This window comes from Pectobacterium zantedeschiae (assembly GCF_004137795.1).
Lineage (GTDB): Bacteria > Pseudomonadota > Gammaproteobacteria > Enterobacterales > Enterobacteriaceae > Pectobacterium > Pectobacterium zantedeschiae.
In genome coordinates, this window is record NZ_NWTM01000001.1 from 3,041,834 (window position 1) to 3,067,191 (window position 25,358).

Below are 25,358 nucleotides of genomic sequence, written 5' to 3' on the forward strand. Positions count from 1 at the left end.
GTAAAAGTATGATTTTAAATCAATTGGATAATAATTAATTTTATCGGGAATGACGATAACTTTTCTTTTCACAGCAACCGACTAGCGTCATTTATCTGCTTACACCTTGAGAGGAGATCAGCGTTGAAACGGACAGCAGCACAGCCTTCGGGTAATTTTGGCTTTCTTGCCGAACACGATCCGCTATTTTTTCAAATTGCCTCAGCAGCAGAGCACGCCTTCTATAGCGACCCTAATACCACGCTAATAAAACTCCGCCAACTCGGTGAAGCTCTGGCCCAACACATCGCCACATTATCCGGCATCACCTTTGATCAGCAAACCAAACAGGTAGAGTTGCTTTATCGCCTTAACCGAGAACTACAGTTGGAACCCACCGTTCGAGAGTTCTTTCATATCTTACGCACGGAAGGGAATCGAGCCACGCATCAGTTCAACACTCAGCATAGAGAAGCAATGGACGGGCTCAAAGTTGCCCGCTCACTCGCAGTGTGGTTTCACCAATCATTTGGTCGGAAAGGTATTGATTTCGCGGCAGGCCCATTTATCCCGCCAGCCGATCCGAGTGCTCAATTACGTCAATTACAGTCAGAAATAGAAAAACTAAAAAACGATCTGTATTCAGCCAATATTCAGCTTGAATCAAGCCAGCAGCTACAGGCGTTACTGAGTCAGGAAAAAGCCGAATACGAAGCGCTGGCTTTGGAGATGGATCAGGAAGCCCGCGGGCTGGAAAAACAGGCAAAAGACCATGCTGATGCCTTACTAAAACTCCAGCAGAACTACGATATTACGCTCAGAACACTACAAGCACAGTTAGAAGCCAAAGACGAACAACAGCTCAACAAACAGAAGCAACAAGCCACCAAACGAACCCGTCAGGCCAGCAAAAAGATTATCCTCACCGAAGAGCTGACACGCATTCTTATCGATCAGTCCTTAAATGAAGCGGGCTGGCTGGCGGACAGTCAGACGTTAAGTTGGGCGAAAGGTGCACGCCCGGAAAAAGGCGTGAATAAAGCGATCGCCGAGTGGCCAACGCGCCACAATGGCGAAAAAGGGCGTGCGGATTACATCTTATTTTGCGGGTTCACACCAGTAGCAGTAGTCGAGGCCAAGCGAAAAAATGAAAATGTCGCGGGGAAAATCCCGCAGGCGGAACGTTATAGTAAAGGATTTCAGGTAGATTCACCGTTAATCGGTGCCTGGGAGTTGGAAGGGAGAACCGTTGCGTGGGCAGATGAAGCCGATGGGCACTATAAGATACCCTTTGTGTATTCCTGCAATGGCCGAGCTTACATCCCCCAACTGTCGGAGCAATCTGGTACCTGGTTTAGGGATGTTCGCGAACACGGCAACCTCCGACGTCCGCTGCCACAATTTCATACTCCAGAAGGGCTGCTCGACAGATTAAAACGTAGCAAGCAAGAAGCAGAGCAAAAGCTCAGCCAGGAAGGTTTCTCTTATTTGCGTCTGCGGGATTATCAGGAGCGTGCGATTCAGGCGGTGGAAACCACGCTGGCGCACAATATCCGCACCGCTTTATTGGCGATGGCAACGGGCACCGGGAAAACACGTACCGTCATTGGCTTAATCTATCGTTTCCTGAAAACTGAACGTTTCAAGCGCATCCTGTTTCTGGTCGATCGCACCGCGCTCGGTGAACAAGCTACCGATGCCTTTAAAGAAGCCCCACTGGAACAAAACCAGACCTTATCGCAAATCTATAACATCGCCGAGCTCGGCGATATGGCTGTCGAAGCGGAAACCCGCGTACAGGTGGCGACAGTACAAGCTATGGTGAGCCGGGTATTTGCCAGCGACACTCCTCCGCCGATCGACCAGTATGATTGCATTATTGTGGACGAAGCACACCGGGGCTATACGCTCGATCAGGAAATGACTGAAGGCGAACTGGCGACACGCGACGCCACACAATATCTTTCCAGCTACCGTCGGGTATTGGATTATTTTGATGCCGTGAAAATCGCACTAACCGCTACGCCCGCCAAACACACGAGCGAAATTTTTGGCCGCCCGGTGTTTATCTATTCCTACCGTGAAGCCGTTGCCGATGACTGGTTGATCGACTATGAACCGCCGATACGTTACCAGACCCTGCTGACGGAGAACGGCATCCACTTTGAAAAAGGCAGTCAGGTTCATGCACTGAATATTCAGACGGGCGAACTGGAAATCGATCAGCTTGATGATGAACTGCATTTTGATGTTGATGCCTTTAACCGCCGCGTGATCAACGAAGATTTCAATCGAGTCATCTGCGAAGAGCTGGTGAAAGAACTCGACCCCTTTGGCGAGGGGAAAACGCTGATCTTCTGCGCCACCGACAAACATGCGGATATGGTAAAACGCCAGCTGGATGCGGCGTTTTCCGACCTGTATCCAGACTATAATCAGGCAGCAGTAGAAAAAATTACGGGGAAAAGCGATAAAGTCGACACGCTGATCAAGCGCTATAAAAACGAGCGCTATCCTAACATTGCCATCACCGTCGATTTACTTACCACCGGGATCGACGTACCGAAAATCAGCAATCTGGTATTCATGCGTCGGATATGCTCACGCATTCTCTTTGAGCAGATGATTGGCCGTGCAACCCGACGCTGTGATGACATCGGCAAAACCGTATTTCGTATTTATGACCCGGTCGATATCTTCGCCGCGCTGCAAGAGGTGAACACCATGCAGCCGCTGGTGAAGAACCCCAACATTACGCTTGAACAATTGGTACATGAACTTGCTGACCCTGACTCACTGGAAACGGCGCTGTTTAGCCCCGGTGAACAGCCCGGAGAAAGCCAGGCTGATGTGGTGTTAAACCAGTTAAGTCAAAAGCTGATGCGCGTTCTGCGTAAGGCAGAAAACCGCGCCGAACGCGATCCTGACGTCAGACAGAAGCTCGACGAGCTGGAGCAGTTGTGGGGCATCGCGCCCAAAAATCTGCATCAACATTTGCACCATAGCGGGCCACGGCAGGCAGCGGAGTTCTTGCGGCAGCATACTAATCTAATTAACCAGCTAAACGACGTCACAACGCTGCTCGGCAGCGAGTATCGACCGGTGATTTCCGAGCACCGTGACGAATTAAAAGAACGCACCCAGTCTTACGGTGCATTTTCCCGCCCGCAAGACTATCTCGACAGCTTCAGTGAATTTATTCATACCCAGCTCAACCAATCCGCAGCGCTTGCCGTGGTCGTGAACAGGCCGCGTGACTTAACACGCGAGCAACTAAAAGAGATTCGGCTGTTGCTGGATAGCGCTGGATATTCAGAAACCAAATTGCAAACCGCCGTTCGCAACCAGACCAATCAAGACATTGCCGCCAGCATCATCGGTCATATCCGTCGCGCCGCCATTGGCGAACCCTTACTGCCTTTCGAACAGCGAATCGATCAGGCCATGAGCCAGATTTACGCCTTGCGGGCCTGGAGCCCGGTACAACGCAACTGGCTGCAACGGCTGGGGAAACAGTTGATGCACGAAGTGGTGCTCGACAGAGAGATTGTCAACCGCAGTTTTGCCGAAACGGGTGGTGCCAAAGGCCTTAACAAGCTGCTGGACGAGCGCCTGGAAGAAATCATCAATACCCTAAGCGACACGCTTTGGCCCCCCAAAAGCGCCTGATTCTGATAGACTGCGCCCCACGCATTTGTTTACTCCATTCCGCCTTGCGAACACACGCAAGGCGCTTCAGGGATCATTATGAGCAACAACGATATCGTACAAAAACTGTGGAACCTGTGTGATGTTCTACGTGACGATGGCATTAACTACAGCGACTACGTCACCGAACTGGTGCTGCTGCTGTTTATCAAAATGGTACATGAAACGACCGAAGCGGAACTGTTAGATCAGCATATACTGCCAGCAGGTTGCCGCTGGGTCGATCTGACGGATAAATCTGGCCAGAGCTTATTAGACAGTTACAAACAAATACTTTTTGGTCTATCCACCGGCAAAACAGCCGACGGCAAACGGGTACACGACGATCCGTTAATCAGCGCCATTTATGCCGATGCGCAAACCCGTCTGCGCGAACCGCGCCACCTTGAGCAGATGATCCGCACACTCGATCAGATCGACTGGTTCAGCGCTAAGCGCGACGGTCTGGGCGATCTGTACGAAGGGCTATTGGAGAAAAACGCCAGCGAAACCAAATCGGGCGCAGGCCAATATTTTACCCCCCGCCCTTTAATCAACAGCATCGTGCGCTGTGTCAAGCCGCAGGCTGGCGAACGCATACAAGACCCGGCAGCGGGTACGGCAGGCTTTCTGATCGCTGCCGATCAGTACATTAAAGATCTGACGGATAAACTGTATTTACTGTCAGTCAAAGAACAGGATTTCCAGCGCAGGAAGGCATTTGTCGGCATAGAGCTGGTGCCATCGACTCGCCGTCTGGCGCTGATGAACTGTTTGCTGCACAACATGGAAGGCGATCAAGATGGTGTGGTGCATCAGGGCAACGCACTCGGCATGGCAGGGAGTACATTGGATCGCGCCGACGTCATTCTGGCTAACCCGCCGTTTGGCACCTCGAAAGGCGGCGAGGCCAGCATTACCCGGGATGACCTCACCTTCAAAACCAGCAACAAGCAATTGGCCTTTCTACAGCACATCTACCGTAACCTGAAACCCGGTGGCCGAGCAGCGGTGGTGTTGCCGGACAACGTCTTATTTGAATCCGGCGTCGGTACCGACATCCGCCGCGACCTGATGGACAAGTGCAACCTGCACACCATTCTGCGTCTACCGACCGGTATTTTTTACGCCCAAGGGGTGAAAACCAACGTCCTGTTCTTCAGCAAAGGGCACCCGGCCAACAACTATCAGGATGAGAACTGTACCGAAAACGTTTGGGTGTATGACCTGCGCACCAATATGCCGAGCTTCGGCAAACGTACGCCGTTTAGCGAAGCCCACCTAAAACCGTTTGAAACCGTCTATGGCGACGATCCCCACGGCCAAAGCCCACGTACCGAAGGCGACTGGAACTTCAGCGCTGACAAAATCGACACGCCAGACAATGCGGAAAATGAAGGTGTGGACGATCGCTTGCTCACCAGCCGCTGGCGGGTATTCAGCCGCGACTGGATCCGCGACACCAAAGGCGACTCGCTGGACATCAGTTGGCTAAAAGACAACAACAGCATCGACGCCGCTAACCTGCCGGAACCGAGCGTACTGGCCGCCGAAGCGATGGGGGAACTCACGCAGGCGCTGGGCGAACTGGATGCACTGCTGCGCGAACTGGGTGCGAACGATGATGCGGATGCACAAAAGGTTCTTCTGCGCGATATGCTGGGTGAGGTGAAGTGATGAGCGAGGTGAAATTGCCGGAGGGTTGGGCTCATACTCAATTGGAATATATTTTGGGGACCCAAGAAGATGGAAACATTATCCATCAGGGCTGGAGTCCACAATGTGATAGAGAACCTGCTGCTGTTGGGGAATGGGGGGTATTAAAAACAACCGCTATTCAAGACGGCTTTTTTTTATCATATGAAAATAAACGATTACCGATTGATAAGTCGCCAAAATTACGTATAGAGGTAAAAGATGGCGATCTATTAGTTACAAATGCGGGGCCTCGTTCCAGATGCGGAATCATATGTTTAGTTAAAAGCACACGCAACAAACTTATGATTTCAGGGAAGATGTATAGATTAAGATTTCCTGAATCATCAATAAACTCAAGATTCATCGAATCCTGGCTAAGAACATCCTTCATTAAAAAAGAATTAAATGACAGAAAAACAGGCATAAATGAAAGTGGCTTAAATATGACACAAGAAAGATTTTTGACACTTCCTGTGATCATTGCACCGCTAGAAGAGCAAAAAAAAATTGCCGAAAAACTTGATGTCTTACTGACACAGGTTGACAGTATCAAATCTCGCCTCGACCAAATCCCATTGATTTTAAAAAAATTTCGTCAATCCGTTCTGACTGCGGCGGTGAGTGGGAAATTGACGGAGGATTGGAGGAAAAAATCAGAACTAATAAACTGGAAAAAGGGTATTCTAGGCGAATTTATAAAAAAACCATCTTATGGTTCATCTGCAAAATCTCAAATTCAAGGACTTGTGCCTGTATTAAGAATGGGAAATATACAAGAAGGAAAACTTGACTGGTCTGATCTAGTATTTACATCCTCAAAAGACGAAATAGAAAAATATAAACTTGAACCTAATGATATTTTATTCAATCGAACTAACAGCCCTGAACTAGTTGGTAAAACATCCATTTTCAAAGGTGAAAGAGATGCTATTTACGCTGGGTATTTAATTAGAATTAAGTGCTTGCCAGTACTAAACCCCGATTTTCTGAACTATCATCTTAATAGTCCTTTTGCAAAAGATTATTGTTATTCTGTTAAATCTGATGGCGTGAGTCAATCGAACATTAATGCACAAAAACTTTCAGCCTATCCACTTCATTGTCCACCACTCGAAGAACAAACCGAAATTGTTCGCCGCGTCGAACAACTTTTTACCTATGCTGATGGGGTGGAAAAACAGGTGAACAATGCCCTAGAACGGGTCAACAACCTGACGCAATCAATACTGGCGAAGGCGTTTCGGGGTGAGTTAACCGAACAGTGGCGCAAAGAAAACCCTGAACTGATTAGCGGCGAAAACAGTGCCGAAGCGCTTTTAGTCCGCATCAAGGCCGAACGTGCCGCACAACAACCACAAAAGAAAACGCGCAAAAAAGCCTAGCGCTTTTCCCCCCGCCACACCTCTTCCCTATTTTAGGGGAAACACAGGGGGAGGTTCCCGCAGGGACGCCTCACCCCTGTGGTCGCCCCGTGTATCGCGGTTTGCCAGCGACGAGGCTTTCAGGCCCATTTCTGCGAACTCCATTCCAAAATCTGCTGTAATTCCACTGTAAATCCATCCACCCTATTTCACGTTTTTCGCCGTTGGAATACAGTCTCTGTGCTGCGGCAACATCCGCAGCCGGGCTTGGAACCCCGAACTCTCAAGACTGAAAAACGCTTTGTTTTTTCAGGGGCTGCGTGCACACTCTTTACGGTGACGCAGGCAGGGCAACCGCAAGGTTGACCGGTCTTCTTGAGAGCCGGGGTTCCAATCCTGTCTGTGTCACCACCCAAACTTGGAACCTTGTGTGGTGGCGGACTTAATTATCTCAAGGAAAAAATGACCATGACGGACACTCACGCCACACTCGATGACAGCACCATTACCATTTTCCGCGATCTGATCGCCAGCTTGCCTTTCGCGCAGTTAGATGACGTTCAGCTCTGCGACCTCGGCGCGATTGCCGCCGAATCGGTTGAAGGCCTATGCCACGGCCTGCATTACCTCGGCGACACGCTGCAAAATGATGTTGAACTGCCGCAAGAAAGCCTCAGCCAGCTCGGCGCGTGCCTCAATGCCACCGCACACCTGATTCCGGCGCTGCTGGAAATGTGCGAACAGGCGGAACGCCACGTTCGAACAGCAACACTAATGGGTGATTCGCGTCTCACTACGCAGTAAAAACAATACGTTATAACTAACCAGGTTGAGTCTTAGCCACATTTTTATGCTGCCGTTGAGGTAGTTTCGTGCGCGATAATGACGTCATTTTCATGCGACTTCGTAGCACGCGCCCGACACGGGACGGCTCACACGCCGCTCGCCCCGTGACCCCAGGCTTTCGGCGGAAATTATGCCGCTGACGCGGTACCTTCGTCGGTATCTGACTTAGCGGACCGCTTGCGACACGTTCCCTACGTGGCGCAAGCTTTCGCCGCGTCCTGCGGCTCATCCGAAGCCAGCTATCTCCTCAGCATAATTTTTTACGCCGGATAACAGCAAAACCCGCAATCCCCCCTGTATTTATGTATAAAAACAACACTAACAAGGGGAGGAATACAATCGGTGCTCTAGCAGCCTCCGGCTCTCTTCATGCTTCATCTTCAGATCCGCTAAAGCTAGAAATAAGAAAAAATTAATCAGTGATGCAACCTGCATTTTTTCTGAAGTTAGCCGACTATTCTGACAGCAGTTAGCGAGGTCGTAGTCAGCGAGATGAGATAGACTAACGCTTCATATTTCGACGACATTCACCTTGCAGCGTAGGCAAACTCACATGGTTAAACGCACAGTGTCCGCCAATAAATCGATCGATATGTACGCCGTCTATGTTTTTGTGACGATGGCGGAAGCAGGAAGCATGACGGCAGCCGCCACGCGGTTAGGCCTGACGCCCTCTGCCATTTCACAGACGATCCGGTTATTGGAAGAGGATTTCGGCGTCAAATTGGTTAACCGGGCTCGTCGCCCCTTTGTCCTGACGCCCTACGGCATTGCGTTGAAAAACCGGGGAGAAATCCTGACGGAGGAGATCGCGAACCTCAAGGCGCAGGTGCTAGAGGCGGGAAAAGGGATCAAACCCGACTTGCGTATCGGCCTGGTAGATTCGTTTGCCATCACCTGCGGTTCGGTGTTTACCAAGAGCTTGATGAAGAGTTCATCGCAGTTGCTGATTCGTACCGGGCTCAGCCCGCAGCAGGGTGAAGCGTTAATGCGCCGCGAGCTGGATTTGATTGTCACCAGTGACCCGTTGATCGACAGCGATAGCGTGGTGCGCCATCAGCTGTTTTCCGAAGGCTATTTCATTATCACGCCGCCGGATTACCGCAAACGCATCAAAACGGTTGAGGACATCCGTGAGCTTTCCGCCGCACTGCCGCTGGTGCGCTTTAATCGGAACTCGCAGATTGGCATGCAGATTGAGCGTTATCTGCGCCGTATCGATGTCCGCGTACCGAACATGCTCGAATTTGATAACGCGGATACCTTAACATCGATGGTGGCAGCAGGCATCGGTTGGGCAGTAACGACACCACTCAGTTTCCTGCAATCCGTTGCACACTCCCGCGAGGTGCTAACGCATATGCCGGAACAGCTGAATATCAAACGCTCGCTTTATATTGTCGGGCACCGTGATGAATACAGCGCGTTCTTTGAAGAAGCGTGCGATGTCACACACGATATTATTAAAACCGTATTTATTCCGAAATTGAAAACGCTGAACCGTGGAATAGAAAAGCTGGTTGAGATCAACCCGGATAATACGGAATAACCTATTAGGTATCATTTTTAACGATTGGGAGACGTAGCAAAAATGGGGGAATATAGCCACCAATAGCCATTTAACGATGCTTATTCAATGTTCGTCTCCCCGAGAACGCTTTTTAGTCATGATTTTATAAAAGTCGTGATGGGTTTTTGCTACCTGAAAACGCCAAAACAGGAAAGACAAACCCAAAAAAATCAGAGTCTTAATATTTAAAACGATGCTATGTACATCGAACAAGAAAAAGGAAGAAGATCCATGTCAACAAATATCCGTATTGAAGAAGACCTGTTAGGTACCCGTGAAGTCCCTGCTGACGCGTATTATGGTATCCATACGCTGCGTGCGATTGAGAACTTTTATATTAGCAATAGTACTATCAGCGATATTCCAGAATTTGTCCGCGCGATGGTGATGGTAAAAAAAGCTGCCGCACTGGCGAATAAAGAGCTGCAAACCATCCCACGTAAAATTGCCGACACTATTCTGCAAGCCTGTGATGAAGTGCTGAATAACGGAAAATGTCTGGATCAGTTCCCTGTCGATGTTTATCAAGGCGGAGCAGGTACATCAGTCAACATGAACACCAACGAAGTGTTGGCGAATATCGGTCTGGAACTGATGGGCCACCAGAAAGGTGAATATCAATACCTGAACCCGAACGACCATCTGAACAAATGCCAGTCCACCAACGATGCTTACCCAACGGGGTTCCGTCTTGCGGTATACACTTCCATCCTGAAACTGGTCGAAGCGATTACCCAGTTAAGCGATGGCTTTGAGCGCAAAGCAAAAGAGTTCGAAAACATCCTGAAAATGGGTCGTACCCAGTTGCAGGATGCGGTGCCGATGACCCTCGGCCAAGAATTCCACGCATTTAACGTGCTGCTGAAAGAAGAAAACCGCAACCTGCTGCGCACTGCTGAGCTGCTGTTGGAAGTGAACCTTGGCGCCACCGCCATCGGCACACGTCTGAACACACCGGATGAGTATCAGAAACTGGCCGTTCAGCATCTGGCGAAAGTCAGCGGTCTGCCTTGCATACCGGCTGAAGATCTGATCGAAGCGACCTCCGACTGTGGTGCTTACGTGATGATGCATAGCGCACTGAAACGCGTGGCGGTTAAGCTGTCGAAGATCTGTAACGACTTGCGCCTGCTGTCTTCCGGCCCACGTACTGGCCTGAACGAAATCAACCTGCCGGAATTGCAGGCGGGCTCGTCCATCATGCCAGCCAAAGTTAACCCAGTCGTACCGGAAGTGGTAAATCAGGTGTGCTTCAAGGTCATCGGCAACGATACCTGCGTGACCATGGCGGCAGAAGCAGGCCAGTTGCAGTTGAACGTGATGGAACCCGTTATTGGACAAGCGATGTTCGAGTCCATCCAGATTCTGTCTAGCGCTTGCTACAACCTGCTGGAAAAATGCGTCGACGGCATCACCGCCAACAAAGATGTGTGTGAAGCTTACGTATTCAATTCTATCGGTATCGTGACCTACCTGAACCCGTTCATCGGCCACCATAACGGCGATATCGTTGGGAAAATCTGTGCAGAAACGGGTAAGAGCGTGCGTGAAGTGGTGCTGGAACGCGGTCTACTCACAGAAGAACAACTGGACGACATTTTCTCTATCCAGAATCTGATGCACCCAGCTTACAAAGCCAAACGCTACACCGACGAAAACGAAGCCGTTTAATTTTCGTTTTCTGTCAGAATTATCGGGCTCAGGGTTTAGCATCCTGAGCTTTTTATTGATAACAAGTTTTATTATTTTAATCGGTTAGCTAACAGGGTTTCCAAGGTAAATCAGAAAAAGACACTGCATATTATCAGTTGGTTTCATAAGCTACGCCTCATTTATACTGCGAAATCCCAGTATGACCAAATATCTCTTGAAAAATCATAAGGCTTCCCCTCATAGACCTCCCCCCACCGCCCAAAAGATGCGATCCTTGTTTCTTCCCTCGTATTGATTGAAGCAGAATGCAGTAATAATGAATTCCAAATCAGCACATCACCCGCTTTACCCAAAAACTCTACGGGTTCATTTTCTATATGAGATAAAATTCTTGAAAAAACCTGATCCTGGCTACTTTCACCCTGTGCAAGATAATCATCAGGGTACTTTCGGAAATAATCCCAAGCGACACGATGACTACCAGGCCAATACATAAAGGCCCCCCCTTGGGATCTAACATCGGTTAAATAAATAACGTTGTTCGCCAACGTTCTTAATGGGCGATTAATGGGAAAATCAAGATGGGGTGCTCGCGCGCCACACCACGGCACACCAGCTTCATGTGGGCGGATAATTAATTCGTCCTCTCCCTCCCAAATAGCCTGGCGATGTAATGCGTGGTAAATTTGCGCTAATTTTTGGTGCCCAAGAGGGGATAGACTTGGTTTGGCAATACACCCGTGTATGGAATGTGTAGATAGCGATAGAAACCACTCGCTCGCCGAACCCGGGTTACAAAAATAGTTAAGTACGCTGCGCTTGGCGGCTTCTATATCAGCAACTGTAAAAACATCATGGAGAATGAGAACACCTTCTCGTTTAAAAGATAATATTTGTGCTTCTGTCAGCATATTTTATCCTCTTTCCTGACAGTAATGTCTCAGCGGCTCCAAAAGCACGCTTAAGGACGATTGTCGTGTGTGCGTAAACTCCATGAAAGTCCACAACGCTTGTAAAGTAACCGTGTATTTAATAGCCATAGTATCGCTGTATGAGCGAGCGTGTAATTTCATCTTTTCAATCGCGCTATCATATTCGCCAAAACTTCCGTCACAACATTGCAATTTAGTCATAAAATTCAGTGCCTGATTCACTCCTGCTCCCCTTTCTCCAAGATACTTCATTGCTCTGAGCAAGCGGAATCCCCTGGGAAGATCATAATTTTTAAATGAATAGATCATTGCACCGCTCAACAAACACGGTGGCTGAGGATTGCTATTTTCACTATCTAACGTACCAAATAATGTTGATGCCTCAAGATAAGAGAGCCTTTCATCCAGAGCGTCAATACTCTTGTAGGAAAAAAAATCTCCCATCTCTTTTTTTCCAAAAAGAAATTGGTTATCAAGAGATGCGACTTTGCCATGAAAGGCTAAAAACAATAGTGCATCATTGGGACTATTTATTGTTCCAGGCGTAATACTGCGGAGAATATCTATATAATCATTATTATAAATTAATGCACACTCTTTATCCGCTAAATAAGATAGAGCAATTAGAGATGTCAATAAGTCAGCTGATGTCCATTTTAACTGAATTTTTTTATCAATAATTCTCTCTATTATCGCATCTACGCCATAGAGTTTTTTTTCATTCAGATTTTCACAAAGATGGGAAATAGCCAGAATATTAATCCATATATAATCGCTAATATTATGGTGTTCGGATTCACTCACGGATGATGACAGCCACCTTACAACATTCTGGGTCAGGTCGCTAATAGCATAGGTCTTATATGCAGAATCGGTGCTATCCATATAAAGCCTCTTATCGATAATAATGTTGATGCGTATCACTGGCAACAAGAATCAACGACACCAGAGTTGGGTGGTATACAGCCAGGAATTCGTTGAACACCTCATCACTATGGGTTTCTTGCTGTATCAACCAACTTTTATCAGGCATAAAACCATCATGGTGTTGAGCAGCTACCAACCGACCTATCGCAGCCCGCTGTTCCGTTAAATTGGTTTCCTGAAGATACAATGAAGATATAATAAGTTCAGCCGTCAGATCATAATCTTGCTCAAAAAGGCAAAGCTGCATCGCTAACGTGACATATTCTTTCACCGTATTCATCTCGACGCTGGTCAATGGCAATATTTTTTTCAAACCAAAATCAGACAAATGAAAAATTAAATGTGTAATGCCATACAAATCCATTCGCGTGGAATAAAAAATAGAGGGTGGGAGTAATAAGCTACTTTGACGCAATAAATCGACATCACTAGGAAAAGAATGAGATAATCCTAAAGAATCAATATAATACTTTAAGTCGGTTTTTTGCCATGCACTTCTTTCAATACGATCCATAAATCCTCGATCCATGACGATTTGGAGAGTGCGTTTAACATCCTGAATGTAAGATGTATTTTCACTATTAATCGCTTGTATAACTGATAGTGAAACAACCATTAATGGAAATAGCCTGGTACGCCGTGTGGCATCAAAGAAAATATGATTTTCAACCGCCATGTCTAACCACGCTTCTCTAATAGATTTAATTTCATTCCGCTGCCATAACGAAGGGACTCGTTCAAGAATACGTAACGCTAGCCCCAGTTCACCAAATGCCTTTCGGTTTATACCGCTTTCAATTAATTCTGGGTGGATATCCAACAACGTATTCTCTTTCGGCGGTGTAAACGACTCCAGGTTTTTGGTAATCCAATAGATAAGTCCCTCTAAAAATGTCTCTTTCTGCTTATTTCCAGAGAATAATAACGTCATATCAATACCATGATTCATCCATGTTAATGATTAATCACGGGTTGGCCTTCATACATAAAATGAAGGCCAACCCGTACCACAACATTTTCAGCAATTAACTCGAGACAAAGCCATGGTTGTATATAATCACAGAGTTAACGACAGGGCCGTTTTTATCGCCATCTTTATGGGATTTTTTCACAAGGAATTCAGCGAACTCATCCAGATTACTGACGCCCTCACTTTTCAACTGTTTCAGTATGTCTTCTTTGGTTAGTGGTGATTTCTGGGTCATAATAACCTCCTTCACATACACGATTATAAATATACAGATGAGGCATGAACATTATATAAATATATTGATCATGATTATTATTTCATCTGCACACTGATTTCCGACAAGCGGAAAATACTTCAGAACAATTACACTGAAAATTTCTTTAAAAAACAATCGCGAGCATTAAATATGCATCAATCACTATCACAAATTTTGACAATAACATGACGACCAAAAGATAGTTTTTATTCTGTGCTATAAATGGTATAGCCTCATTCGAATAAAAAAGCATAATTAATTTTTTAGATATGGTAATGCCTAATCATATGGTATGTGCCCACCTACCAATGCCTCTATCATCCCCTCCCCCCTTTATTACGTTAAAAATCAGGCCAACCCTCTATATTATTTGAATTATTTTTAATATAGACCACACTACAATCACCATCGGCAGAATAAGGATGATTTCACCTGGCATGCCTCGATTAACCTACGGAAAAAAACGATTTCTGGCTTATTTCCCCGCGGCGCTGTTGCTATTACAGTGCTGGTCCTCCACGGCATTTGGACAGCCTATTACATTTAGTCAGGCCTGGGCTCGCCTGCTGCAAAGTGATGACAGCATTGCTGCTGAACACGCCGGGGTCGATCGGGCACAGTCCCTGCGAGAATCCGCCAAGGGGCTCTACTGGCCACAGGTCAACGTGGGTGCAAGCTATACACGCCTCGACAAACCTGTCGAACTTGATGCCCGTGACCTCAACCCGCTAGCGAATCATCGGGACATTTTCGCCGCCCTGAACCAGCTTGTTAACATCAGCGGCAACCCCTTCGTTACCCGCTTTACAGAACAAAACGTGGTAACCAGTTCCGTTCAGGTCGTCTGGCCGCTATTCACCGGAGGTCGAATTGATGCTGCTCAGTCAATTCGGGCAGCCCAGGTGAATGAAGCAGAACAAATGCTGATCATCCGCACACTGGCACAGTTTGAGGCGCTCGCGCAGGCTTATTACGGCGTGGTGATGGCACATCAGGTGATAAAGACACGTCAGGATATTGAAAAAGGTATGGAGCAGCATTATGACCATGCCCGCAAGCTGGAGGCTCAGGGACAAATCGCCAGAGTCGAAGTACTGTCCGCACAGTCCGCTTATGACATGGCGCGAATCGAAACACAAAAGGCACGTCGCAATATGGAGACTACCGAGATTGTCTTCGCGAAGCTAATCAAGGCGGAAGGCGCAACGCCCTCTTCTTCGCTATTCGTTAACAAAGCGCTTCCTGAACTGCCAGCGTTGGTGAAACAAACGCTCAATACACACCCCGGTTTAAAGGTGCTCTCCGCCAAGCGCGATCAGGCCAAAGATCTTATCCGTATTGAACGCGCCAAATATGCCCCCGACGTATTTCTGTTCGGCAACTATCAGCTTTACGAGCAGGACACGCTGGCAGCCAGAACGACGCCAGACTGGATGGTCGGCGTCGGCGTTTCCGTCCCGCTCATCAGCCGTGAAGGCCGTTCAGACAATATTGCCGCAGCAAAAAGTGCGGAAATGCAGGTTAACTATCTGGAAGCCGATATGCGGCATAACCTCGAGGTCTTGGTCGAAACCACATGGAGAGAGGCCAGACAGGCGCTAGAGGAATTCAACTCGCTGTCCTCCACGCAAAAACTAGCGGAAGAGAACGTCCAATTACGTAACAAGGCCTTTATGCAGGGAATGTCTACCTCGCTGGACGTGGTCGATGCGTTGAATCAGTTAGCCGGAGCCAAGACACAGCGTGCCTCCGCAGCCTATCGTTACGTAGTTTCCATCGCCAGATTGATGGCCATTTCCAGCCAGTTGAACCGCTTTTCTGACTACCAGACTCAGTACGCTATACAGGTGACGCCATGACACAATCCCCTTCGTCCTCGCGTTCGAAACGCCAATGGATCCTTCAGGCCATCCTGGTAATAGTGATGGTCTGGATAGCCTATCGCTTTTGGCTTGCCTACCAGCCCGAGCCTATACGGCTACAGGGACAAATCGAAGCACAGCAGTATTCAGTGTCTTCAAAAGTGCCGGGGCGTATTGCTGATGTGAGAGTAGAAAAAGGCCAGCAGCTTGAGGTTGGCGATCTCGTATTCACGCTTCTGACACCCGAACTGGATGCCAAGCTGGAGCAGGCGAAAGCGGGCGAAGCCGCAGCAGGCGCGGTTGCGTTGGAGGCTAGAACAGGCGCACGTGAACAGCAGATCGCCGCGGCAAAAGATCAGTGGCAAAAGGCCAAAGCCGGTTCCGAGCTAAGCAATAAGACCTATCTGCGCGTGCAAAATCTCTATCAGGAAGGCGTACTGCCGCTGCAAAAACGGGATGAGGCTAAAGCTTCATGGGATGCCGCACGCTACACCGAAGGGATGGCGTGGCAGGAATATCAAATGGCGCTGGAAGGCACCCGTAAAGAAACACAAATTGCCGCAGAGGAAAAAGCCCGTATGGCCGCCGGTTCCGTAGCCGAAGTTGAGGCTTATCTGGCAGAAGCGCGCGTCGTCAGCCCACATACGGGTGAGGTCAGCAATGTGCTGCTACGCAACGGCGAAATTGCGCCACAGGGTTTTCCCGTGGTCACACTACTGGACATGAGCGACATTTGGATCCAACTGGCGGTGCGAGAAGATCTCCTTGAGCGCTTTGCGATGGGTACCGAGTTTGAGGCGCGCATTCCGGCGCTGAACAACCAGACATTCCGGTTTAAGGTGTCTTACGTTTCCGTCATGGGAGATTTTGCGACATGGCGTGCAACGGATACCCGACAAGGGTTTGATATGCGTACGTTCGAAGTGGAAGCACGCCCAGTGCAACCGATTAGCGGACTGCGCGTTGGCATGAGCGCACTGGTAGAGATGTGATGATGCGCGAATGGAAGGCGCTGCGGCACGACCGCTGGGGGATGGCATTAGCGCTCTGGCTTCCCCTTTTCGCCATGTTGATTAGCGTGTGGACACTATCTGGCGCCATTGTCCGCGAACTCCCCATTGGCGTGATCGATTTGGACAACAGCACGATGTCGCGCCAGCTCGCGCGAGAATTGGATGCCTCATCCTCTTTCGACCTGAACCATCAGTTCTCAACGGTGGCAGAAGGTGCAACGTCATTACGCGGCGGCGAGATCTACGCGCTGGTAGTGATTCCACGCCATTTTGAGCGCGATATCCGCCTGGGAACATTACCCACCATTACCGCCTGGAATAACGGGCAGTTTGTACTGATTGCCAAAGTCATCAACAGCGCGTTATCACTGGTGGCAGGTACCTTTAACGGACAAATTGCCGTCGTGCAGGCGTTATCTCAGGGAGCCGTCGTTCCCGAAGCTAAAGGGCGGGCGGTGCCAATTAGCGGGCAGATTACCGCACTGTTTAACCAGAATGCCAACTACGCCCAGTTTTTGCTGAATGCGATTATTCCCTCGATCTGGTCTGTGCTGCTCGCGCTGTACGGCTTAAATACGCTGGCTCGGGAGGATCGCCATGGATCCCTCTGGCTACCAGAGAACCATACTGCCGCCATCGGTTATAAATTCCTGACGCACTGGCTGATTGGCTGGGCATGGGGCGGCATCTGGAGCTATGGGTTGTATAGCCTGCTTGATTACCCGCTCAACGGTTCACCGCTGCTGCTATTTATCGCAATCGGTGTGACCGCCGGTGCCTGTATCGCATTGGGCATGGCCTTCTATGCGCTGATTCGCGACCCAGCACGCGCGGTCTCCATTGTCGGGGCATTAATGGCCCCTGGGCTGGCGTTCATGGGTATCACCTTTCCGGCAGCGGCAATGGAGACATTCGCCACATTCTGGCGGCAGTTACTGCCCGTCGCTCACTATGGCGATATCGCGATTGCCATCACCAGCTACGGTGCAGGGATCGCTCAGATCGCACCGGCGTTGACCGCACTCGCCTTATTCTGGCTGCTGCTACCGCTCACGCTGTGGCGCTATCGGCCGGGTGACAAGGAGGCAACATGCTGACATTCGCCACTCTCATCCGGTTTGAGCTGCGCACCTTACTGCGCGATCCGACCATCTTGCTCACCCTGTTCGGCGGGATCCTGCTCTATTCGTTTCTCTATCCGCGCCCTTACCTCGCGCAAACGCCGCGTGAACTTCCAGTGGTGCTGGTCGATGAAGATGGAACCCAGCTTTCGCGACGTCTGGCGTTTATGGCGGATGCCACGCCAGAGGTACGGTTAGTGGCGCAGCGCAATACGCTAGATGAAGCAAAAATGCTGCTTTTACATGGCGAAGCGAAAGGAATTCTCTATATTCCGCGCCATTTTTATCGCGACATCATGCAGGGAAAAAGCGTCACGGTAAGTTATTCAGCAGATGCCAGCTACTTTCTGATCTACGGCGCAATTGCGCAGTCTCTGGCGACAGTCGGGGGAACTGCCGGTGCAGAGGTTAAAATCTCACGCCTGCTTGCCCAGGGGGAAGGGATACCCGCAGCCAGCTCGCAGTGGCAGGCAATGTCCCTAAATGCTGTGCCAGTATTTAACCCAACCATGGGCTATGTCGATTACGTCGTCCCTGCTGTTTTCATGTTGATACTGCATCAGATTTTGCTGATGGGATGCGGCCTGCTCGGTGCCGGACAAAATCAACGCACGCGATCTGGCGACGTTCGCTACTGGCAATATGCCGCACCGTGGCGCTTGCTTCTGGCACGTACGTTAGTCGTTGGCGGTGCTTATCTTCTCTCGCTGCTCTACATGCTCGGTTTTTGTCTCGATGCCTACGGTATTGCACGCGAGGCTAGCATGGGCCAACTGCTGCTGTTTACACTGCCTTTTCTGCTCTCGACGCTGTGGCTCGGCGTGGTGCTGGGAGCCGCCTTTACGCGCAAAGACCTCCCTAGTCAGGCGGTGCTACTCTCTTCCATTCCGATTGTCTTTCTTTCTGGCTTCATCTGGCCCGTAGAAATGATCCCTGCCCCTCTGAACTGGCTTGCACAGTGGATTCCCGCGGTATTCACGATTCAGGGAATATTGCGGCTTAACCAAATGGGCGCTGATTTTGCCCAGATCGGCGAATTTTGGTGGCATTTGTGGATGCTGGCCGCGCTGTACGGACTGCTGGCGTGGGGCATGCTCGGGTACCGGCAGCGGCAATACCGACGGGAAGATCGGGCCGCACGTCGATGGCTGGAACATTATTGATACACAGAAAGCATTGCCGATATCAGAAAGAATAACGTCCCGACGGTTGCGCCGGGACGTTGGCGCAAAAACGTCGCTTAGTGCTTTATCGTGTCAGCGTGCAAATTTTTCAGTACGAAAGGGACAGAATCACGCAGTGAAACGTTAACGGTTTCATCATGGTCCATCCCCTTATATTCATGCACATCAACCCGCGTTCCGGCTTTAGCCACATCACGAGCGAATACGCGCTGCATGATAGCGGGTACATCAATATCCTTCGTCCCTGTACCAATAAATACCGGATGAGCAATTTTCAGGGTGTTATAACGCAAACTTGCGGTTTGGCTGTCCAGCAATCCTTGTGTGGCAGGCTTCAGACTATTGCCCGCATTCAGGCCATCATCCATGACCTTTTTCGTTAACGCATCGATACACATTTCACGCGCAGCGGACACATCCGCAGCGGCTTTCGGCGTGAAATAATCATCAATGTTCAGCCCTTGTTTTGTATCGGCGGCGGACAGATAAATATACATCGCATAGGGAATTTTCGGATCGCCTCCCTCTTTCACCCCACCGCCACCAGCAAAAAGCGCCGCCGCAGAGGTCTTGTCATCAAAATAAGGGATACCGGTCAACACGGTTGAGACAATATGCAGATCCGGCGCATACTCAGGCTGATAGCCCACACTGGCAAAGGCCGCATGTGCCCCTTGCGATTGCCCCACCATGGTCAACTGATTGCGTAGCGGGAATGCGCCAAGTGCGGCTTTCACGCCGTCCAACACGCTCCAGGCTTCTGCTCGCGCATTGAGATAGTGGTGCAACCCCGAAGATCCAAGCCCCGCATAGTCCGGGGCCACAATGGCAAAACCCAGCGACAGCCACGTATTTAGATACTGCGCATCACGCGCTGAACGCGGGTTAAGAGAAGGTGCACAGGTTGTCTGCACGCCTACCGTCCCATGCGCCCATACCACGACGGGCCAGCCCCCTTTTGGCGTTTCGCCTTTCGGGATGAAAACGACACCAGTGTCTTCACGCGGACTTTTCCCATCCACACCGCTCAGAGAGCGATACCGGATCAGGTACTGCTCCGCCGCCTCCCGTAAGCCATTTTTCGCATCTAGCGTCGTTTTTCCTATCAACGAGCCAGGAGACGTCGTTTCCGCCGTAGAAAACAGAGGGGTCATACCAATGGATATAATGAAAAATAACGTCAGGAGTTTTCGCAGTATCTGAGGAAAATAGAACATGGCATCTCTCCAGGGTGATTGAATTTCACACGCCCCTAGAAGATAGCTCAACTCTCCATTACCAATTAATTCAATAAATAACCAATTGCTAGCAATAGCAAAACATTCATCGACTAAGACGCGGCCTCAAGCCACATCATGCAATGATGCTCTCGGAGGCCGCAACGGAGAAGGATATTATTCGTCGAAGAACCAGTAACCCTGATTAACCAGCCCGGTTAATTCAGCCACAAAAGCCGGATTCTCCAGCGCCTCACCCAGCTCTTTTTTACCGATAACGGTGTAACGACACAACGCATCTGCCGCTTTCGGATCGACAGTATCAAGCCGTTCGTTGTTGATGAAGTAGCTACCACCAACTTGCAGCATCCGCAGCCCACTCAGACGCGTCAACACGTCGCCGTCCATCAGTGCGCCCACAATCTCGTCCTGCTCGTAAGGCGGCTCCGCCGGAGCGATATCCAACTCGTGGCGTGGCGTCGTCACAAAGCGACCAAACCACTGTTTCAGCGCTTCCGGCTGATTAATCACATCGATCATCATCTCGCGCAGACGGTCAAATTCATAGTCTTCAACCCGCCCTGGATGCTCCCGACAGGTCAAATCAGGGTCACTATAATGTTCACCGCCGAGATCGTTTTCCAGCACGTAGTCAGCAAAGCTGCTGATTAAGTCTCTACCATTCGGACCACGGAACCCCACGGAATAGTTGAGCGCGGTTTCATGCGTAAAACCATCGTGCGGGAAACCTGGCGGGATATAGAGAATGTCGCCCGGTTCAAGATCTTCATCAATGATAGGCGGGAACGGATCAACATGTAGCAGAGCAGGATGCGGGCAGAACTGACGCATCGGCAATTTATCGCCCACGCGCCAACGGCGGCTGCCCATCCCCTGAATGATGAAGACATCGTACTGATCGATATGTGGGCCAACACCGCCGCCCGGTACGGAAAAGGAGATCATCAGGTCATCTAAACGCCAGTCTGGCAACACGCGGAACGGGCGCACGAGTTCAGCAGACGGCGCATGCCAGTGATTCACCGCCTGAGCCAGCAGTGACCAACCGGTTTCACCCAGATTATCAAAATGCTCAAACGGCCCGTTGCTGGCCTGCCACTGACCATTTTTATAGCTGACTAAACGGCTATCGACCTCCGCCTCCATCGCCAGACCAGCCAACTCATCTGGCGTAATCGGATCGACAAAATTCGGAAAAGCATTCTTCAATACAACAGGTTGTTTTTGCCAGTATTTTTCTAAGAATTCGGGCCAATTAAGATTAAGTTGGTAAGCCATGCGTTCACACCAGTGAGAAGAGAGACGGGCGTGATTATAAAGAGGGTAATGTCTGGCCTACCTTGTCATTGGTCAATGAGCGGATAACTATCATGCAGCCTGCATGTTTTTCTTTATTAGATAATGCCTTAACATGCCTTCCTCAGGAAAATCAGGTAAAGACATTTGTAGCTGATAACCTTGCTTTTCATAGAAGGGAAGTGCCTGAAAACTAAACGTATCCACAAGCGCATGGCGGCACCCAAGACGAATCGCTTCCTGTTCCGCTTCTCTCACTAAAGCGCTGCCGAGCTTCAGGCCTCTGGATTCTTCTCCTACCCACAAATAATCAATACACAGCCACAACCCTTTACGCATTGCAATCAGCCCGCCCGTCATCACTCCGGCGCTATTTCGGTGAAAAATACCCAATTGCCCAAAAGATGCAGGGCTAATAAATTGACGGTTGTAGCTTCTAAGGCCAGCAAAAAGCGCATCCCGATCGTTATCGGTAATGTCGTGCGTCACGATTAATTCCACGAGTCCTCCAGAAGAATAGAAATTATAAAATTTAACAATATGAATATAATAAATATTATTTTTTATTCACCACAAAAATTAGCCTCAACGAATAAGATGTCTAAACCGTATTTTTTCGGTTTAGACATCCAGAGAGAAAACGTTAAGACTGAATCAAACGTTGCTGTAGGCAACTCTTTATAGTCTCGATTTCCGGTGTAAGATTCTTTCCCCGATAAACCAGAGACGTATCATAGCGAACATTCCAATTATCCCGAGATGCACTAAACCAGTTAAAAGAACCTACACACAACAAATTATCATCGCCAATAACAATTTTGCTGTGCACGCGATTCACCAATCTGGTCTTAATACCGCTTGATTGAAGATGCGCAAGCGTTTTAGACAATTTGATTTTCTTTTCATTCTCAACATCACAATCATGATGTTCAGTATTAAAGTCCCGATCGGTCACGACAAGAATATCAACACCGCGCTGACGAGCCTCAGCCATTGAACTCAGAAAACCGGTCTGCTCCATCCGTTTCAGTGATATCCAGGGGGAAACAACCATGACTTTTTACGGCAGAGATGAGGGAAGCGATCTCCCAGATAAGAAGGATAGCAAATCTGACAAACGGTGAATTTATATCCGCCCCCTAATCCTCTGGATGTCAATGGACGAAGAAAGACCACTGTGGACAAAACAGACAAAACAGACAAAACAGACAAAACAGCAGAGAGTAAATTAAAATTTTATTTTACAGATAGATATTAAAGTTACCGGACGATTACGGACATAAAAAAAGCCACCCTAAGGTGATTTAATTTCATACTACTGCAAGGCCTGACTCGCACAAAGTACACCATAGCCTGAGAGTCAGAATCTGCGTGATTCAATATGCTGAAGAATAACCTCTACGGCTTGTTCTGGCGTTAACACTGAAGTATCTAGGGTGATATCAGTGGATAACCAAGCTTCATATTGGCGAGTGACGACTTTCTGCCAGTCGGGCAGTACATGCCCAGCAATATCTGCGCTGCGATGTTCAACCCTCTCCTTATGCTGCGCTTTATCGGAACAGGTAATTTCAATTTCCAACGCAGGTGCTGCACTTTCTGAAGCCACATCTCGCCATGCCTGCCGAGTAATGGCGAGAGGATTTACCGAATCGGCAATGACGTTGTTTCCTAACTTAAGATTGTCCGCAGCGATAGCATACGCGACCAGATATCCGGCAGGCCCCATATCAGACATTGTGATTTTTTCTGACCGAATCAGTGATTGTTCGATAGAGTCGATACGCAGCCAGACCGCATTCAGTCTGGTTGCCAATAAACGAGCAATAGTTGATTTCCCAGTTCCCGGTAACCCACCAAAAATGATTAACATGAGCGTCCTTATATGACTACAAGCAGGCCTAGATATAACAATGAAATTCAGCGATCTTCTCGTGTATGCCAAAGATCGACGATATAGATAGTATCGTGCTGAATCTCATAGTGAACTTCATAATCATCAAACAAAATCTTTCTCACCTCGCGTGGTTCATATCTTGTCTGAGATACGCCGATTCTCGGATGGTCAGAAAGCCCCGTGGTTCCGATGATCAAGCGATCTAACACCTCGTCAGCATGAGGCCGACTGTACCGGCTGGCAAACCCATAAATACGTTCCAAGCCATCCTGTGCCTTTTGCGTCCAACGTATTTCCATTGATTATGACTGTTTCAGTTTGTTGGCGAAGTCGATCACATCTGCATGGCTTACTACTCTTCCCGCATCGACATCAGCAAGACCTTTCAAAATCCGCTGATGCCGCCGCTCTCTCTCTTCAATCATTGCGGTCAGCGCTTCTTTAATCACCCAGCTTTTGGATCTATCCAATTCAATAGCCAGGCTTTCAACCGCAGCCGCAAGCTCAGCGGGTATCTGAGCACTGATCGTATGTTTCGCGGGTTGTCCCATGAGCATCACCTTTTAATAAAAGTTAATAACACTTATTAAAATAGCATGATTCTATTAGCGTCACTACCTGTGACAGGTACCACATCAGCATCCCTACTACATCATGCGCTCACCTCGCCGCCAACATCCCCGGATAGTGTTTGGCGATAATGTCGTTCATCTGATCGATCAAGTCAGGGCGTTTAAAGGTGAGATGCCCGGTGCCAGCATCTTCTGTTTGCCGCCAAAGCGATACTGTAAGCGCCATGTTTAGGCCCTCCCTGTTGGTATATGCATTATCGAACCGGAAATACCATCATCTGTACCAACAACTGTTGGTAGATGTACGTTGAAATCGGTTGACCCTGAGAGAGTTAATATATAGCGGGAAAGGGGGATAAATACTGGATTTTAGGCATAAAAAAAAGCCACCCTGAGGTGACTTAATTTTCATACTAATGGTGCGAAGGCCGGACTCGAAAATGACTATATTTATATGATTTCAAATAAATATAATTCCGCAATTTTTAGTATTGACCACTAAGTTGACCCCAATTCGTTTGATACAACGCTATTTTCAATTTTTACGGCAGATGTTAGGTCGGCATGAGAAATATTTATAGTGGAAGGTGATCACCCTGATGATAAAAAGATAACTTCTCGTTTCTAACGAAATATACTAATAATTACAATAGACAATTAACATTGCAAGACACAAAGCAACGATAGCTCTAGCTATCGTTGCTTTGTGTAATCTAAAGATTTAATAATTTCTATGAAAAAAAATCTCACGAGCTAACTAAAATGAAATTCCTTAAATGTTTTCAGATGAAACTAAACTCCTTCATCATCTGAAACTTGTTCTTTCTTAGCTTTATCATATAATCTATCTGGTACATCTAAAGCCTTTAGTTCTATTTCAGCCCAATCCTTTTGGATAGATTCAACCTCTATCATTATCAATTGATTGTTATATTCCCCAGACAGATACTTAGTATGCAATAAACTCATCTTTCGGTACAATACATTGTATTGACTAGCAGTGGACTTATGTTTAACAGATTGACTTTCAAAACCAAAAAATGTTTGAAACGACGAAAGGATAGCAGCTACAAGTGACAAGAAACCTAATAACTGAGGTGTAAAGTGGCTTGAAGATTTTGAGATATCCAAAACCACACCGCTTCCGATAAGTGTTGTTATAAAAATAATTGAAATACCAAACCAAACATGCCTATTTGAAAGGGATTTAGAAAAGAGATAATGCGCTCTTGCTTTACGATGCGCTCTTAAACGAAAATGATTAATATTATCTTCAATGCTACTCAATTTATTCAT

22 protein-coding genes and 1 pseudogene are annotated in these 25,358 nt (G+C 48.3%); 10 read left to right on the plus strand and 13 right to left on the minus strand.

The genetic code is table 11. The annotated features are described in order from the left end of the window. The first annotated feature begins 123 nt into the window (after positions 1–123). From hsdR to aspA, 6 genes are all read left to right on the plus strand, one after another. Positions 124–3,648: a type I restriction-modification system endonuclease gene (gene hsdR / locus CLR69_RS13650; RefSeq protein WP_129713452.1), complete on the plus strand. Its 3,525-nt coding sequence runs from the start codon at positions 124–126 to the stop codon at positions 3,646–3,648. A gap of 78 nt (positions 3,649–3,726) precedes the next feature. Beyond that, a complete protein-coding gene (locus tag CLR69_RS13655) occupies positions 3,727–5,343 on the plus strand; it encodes a class I SAM-dependent DNA methyltransferase (protein WP_129713453.1) in 1,617 nt (538 codons plus the stop codon). Further along, positions 5,343–6,746, plus strand: coding sequence for a restriction endonuclease subunit S (locus tag CLR69_RS13660; RefSeq protein ID WP_129713454.1), 1,404 nt, complete (start codon positions 5,343–5,345; stop codon positions 6,744–6,746). The genes CLR69_RS13655 and CLR69_RS13660 overlap by 1 nt, the downstream gene beginning before the upstream one ends. A gap of 447 nt (positions 6,747–7,193) precedes the next feature. Beyond that, positions 7,194–7,529: a hypothetical protein gene (locus CLR69_RS13665; protein ID WP_129713455.1), complete on the plus strand. Its 336-nt coding sequence runs from the start codon at positions 7,194–7,196 to the stop codon at positions 7,527–7,529. Between the two features lie 595 nt (positions 7,530–8,124). Next, positions 8,125–9,120, plus strand: coding sequence for a LysR family transcriptional regulator (locus tag CLR69_RS13670; RefSeq protein ID WP_014913980.1), 996 nt, complete (start codon positions 8,125–8,127; stop codon positions 9,118–9,120). A gap of 252 nt (positions 9,121–9,372) precedes the next feature. Then, complete coding sequence (aspA, locus tag CLR69_RS13675) at positions 9,373–10,812, plus strand: aspartate ammonia-lyase (RefSeq protein WP_129702642.1); 1,440 nt, start codon at positions 9,373–9,375, stop codon at positions 10,810–10,812. A 161-nt stretch (positions 10,813–10,973) separates the two neighbouring features. Here the strand turns inward: aspA and CLR69_RS13680 are convergent, their stop codons facing one another. The 4 genes from CLR69_RS13680 to CLR69_RS13695 all read right to left on the minus strand — a co-directional run bounded on the left by CLR69_RS13680 (position 10,974) and on the right by CLR69_RS13695 (position 13,858). Beyond that, entirely contained in the window at positions 10,974–11,705 is a 732-nt protein-coding gene (locus CLR69_RS13680; RefSeq protein ID WP_129713456.1) for a phytanoyl-CoA dioxygenase family protein, read from the minus strand. A gap of 3 nt (positions 11,706–11,708) precedes the next feature. Then, positions 11,709–12,611, minus strand: coding sequence for a hypothetical protein (locus CLR69_RS13685; RefSeq protein ID WP_129713457.1), 903 nt, complete (start codon positions 12,609–12,611; stop codon positions 11,709–11,711). A 10-nt stretch (positions 12,612–12,621) separates the two neighbouring features. Then, complete coding sequence (locus tag CLR69_RS13690) at positions 12,622–13,584, minus strand: DUF6895 family protein (RefSeq protein WP_129713458.1); 963 nt, start codon at positions 13,582–13,584, stop codon at positions 12,622–12,624. 94 nt (positions 13,585–13,678) lie between these two features. Next, positions 13,679–13,858 (minus strand): hypothetical protein, encoded by a 180-nt coding sequence (locus CLR69_RS13695; protein ID WP_129702638.1) that lies wholly within the window; start codon positions 13,856–13,858, stop codon positions 13,679–13,681. A gap of 458 nt (positions 13,859–14,316) precedes the next feature. On the opposite strand from CLR69_RS13695, the gene CLR69_RS13700 reads away from it, so the two are divergent. From CLR69_RS13700 to CLR69_RS13715, 4 genes are read left to right on the plus strand one after another with little or no spacing between them, the layout of a single operon-like run. Further along, entirely contained in the window at positions 14,317–15,738 is a 1,422-nt protein-coding gene (locus tag CLR69_RS13700) for a TolC family protein (protein WP_129713459.1), read from the plus strand. Continuing rightward, positions 15,735–16,733, plus strand: coding sequence for an HlyD family secretion protein (locus tag CLR69_RS13705; RefSeq protein WP_129713460.1), 999 nt, complete (start codon positions 15,735–15,737; stop codon positions 16,731–16,733). The genes CLR69_RS13700 and CLR69_RS13705 overlap by 4 nt, the downstream gene beginning before the upstream one ends. Then, positions 16,733–17,851, plus strand: a complete 1,119-nt coding sequence (locus tag CLR69_RS13710; protein ID WP_129713461.1) for an ABC transporter permease — start codon at positions 16,733–16,735, stop codon at positions 17,849–17,851. The genes CLR69_RS13705 and CLR69_RS13710 overlap by 1 nt, the downstream gene beginning before the upstream one ends. Next, positions 17,845–19,038 carry an ABC transporter permease gene (locus CLR69_RS13715; protein WP_129713462.1) on the plus strand — a complete coding sequence of 398 codons (1,194 nt, stop codon included), beginning with the start codon at positions 17,845–17,847 and terminating at the stop codon, positions 19,036–19,038. Before CLR69_RS13710 ends, CLR69_RS13715 begins: the two co-directional genes overlap by 7 nt. A gap of 77 nt (positions 19,039–19,115) precedes the next feature. On the opposite strand, the gene CLR69_RS13720 is transcribed toward CLR69_RS13715, so the two are convergent. The 9 genes and pseudogenes from CLR69_RS13720 to CLR69_RS13760 all read right to left on the minus strand — a co-directional run bounded on the left by CLR69_RS13720 (position 19,116) and on the right by CLR69_RS13760 (position 25,358). Next, entirely contained in the window at positions 19,116–20,276 is a 1,161-nt protein-coding gene (locus CLR69_RS13720; RefSeq protein WP_129713463.1) for a lipase family protein, read from the minus strand. Positions 20,277–20,453: 177 nt separating this feature from the next. Continuing rightward, the gene (locus tag CLR69_RS13725) at positions 20,454–21,575 is read right to left on the minus strand and encodes a ribosomal protein uL16 3-hydroxylase (protein WP_129713464.1); all 1,122 of its coding nucleotides are present in this window, start codon (positions 21,573–21,575) and stop codon (positions 20,454–20,456) included. A gap of 90 nt (positions 21,576–21,665) precedes the next feature. Continuing rightward, positions 21,666–22,094 carry a GNAT family N-acetyltransferase gene (locus tag CLR69_RS13730; protein ID WP_129713465.1) on the minus strand — a complete coding sequence of 143 codons (429 nt, stop codon included), beginning with the start codon at positions 22,092–22,094 and terminating at the stop codon, positions 21,666–21,668. A gap of 142 nt (positions 22,095–22,236) precedes the next feature. Then, positions 22,237–22,614, minus strand: a complete 378-nt coding sequence (locus tag CLR69_RS13735; protein WP_242451608.1) for a phospholipase D-like domain-containing protein — start codon at positions 22,612–22,614, stop codon at positions 22,237–22,239. 339 nt (positions 22,615–22,953) lie between these two features. After that, complete coding sequence (locus CLR69_RS13740) at positions 22,954–23,466, minus strand: P-loop nucleotide/nucleoside kinase family protein (RefSeq protein ID WP_129713467.1); 513 nt, start codon at positions 23,464–23,466, stop codon at positions 22,954–22,956. Between the two features lie 47 nt (positions 23,467–23,513). Beyond that, positions 23,514–23,789, minus strand: coding sequence for a type II toxin-antitoxin system RelE/ParE family toxin (locus tag CLR69_RS13745; RefSeq protein WP_129713468.1), 276 nt, complete (start codon positions 23,787–23,789; stop codon positions 23,514–23,516). A gap of 3 nt (positions 23,790–23,792) precedes the next feature. Continuing rightward, entirely contained in the window at positions 23,793–24,041 is a 249-nt protein-coding gene (locus CLR69_RS13750; protein ID WP_129713469.1) for a CopG family ribbon-helix-helix protein, read from the minus strand. A 109-nt stretch (positions 24,042–24,150) separates the two neighbouring features. Further along, positions 24,151–24,246 (minus strand): annotated as a pseudogene (locus tag CLR69_RS13755) (DUF4942 domain-containing protein); the annotation flags it as partial. 608 nt (positions 24,247–24,854) lie between these two features. Continuing rightward, complete coding sequence (locus CLR69_RS13760) at positions 24,855–25,358, minus strand: SLATT domain-containing protein (RefSeq protein ID WP_129713470.1); 504 nt, start codon at positions 25,356–25,358, stop codon at positions 24,855–24,857.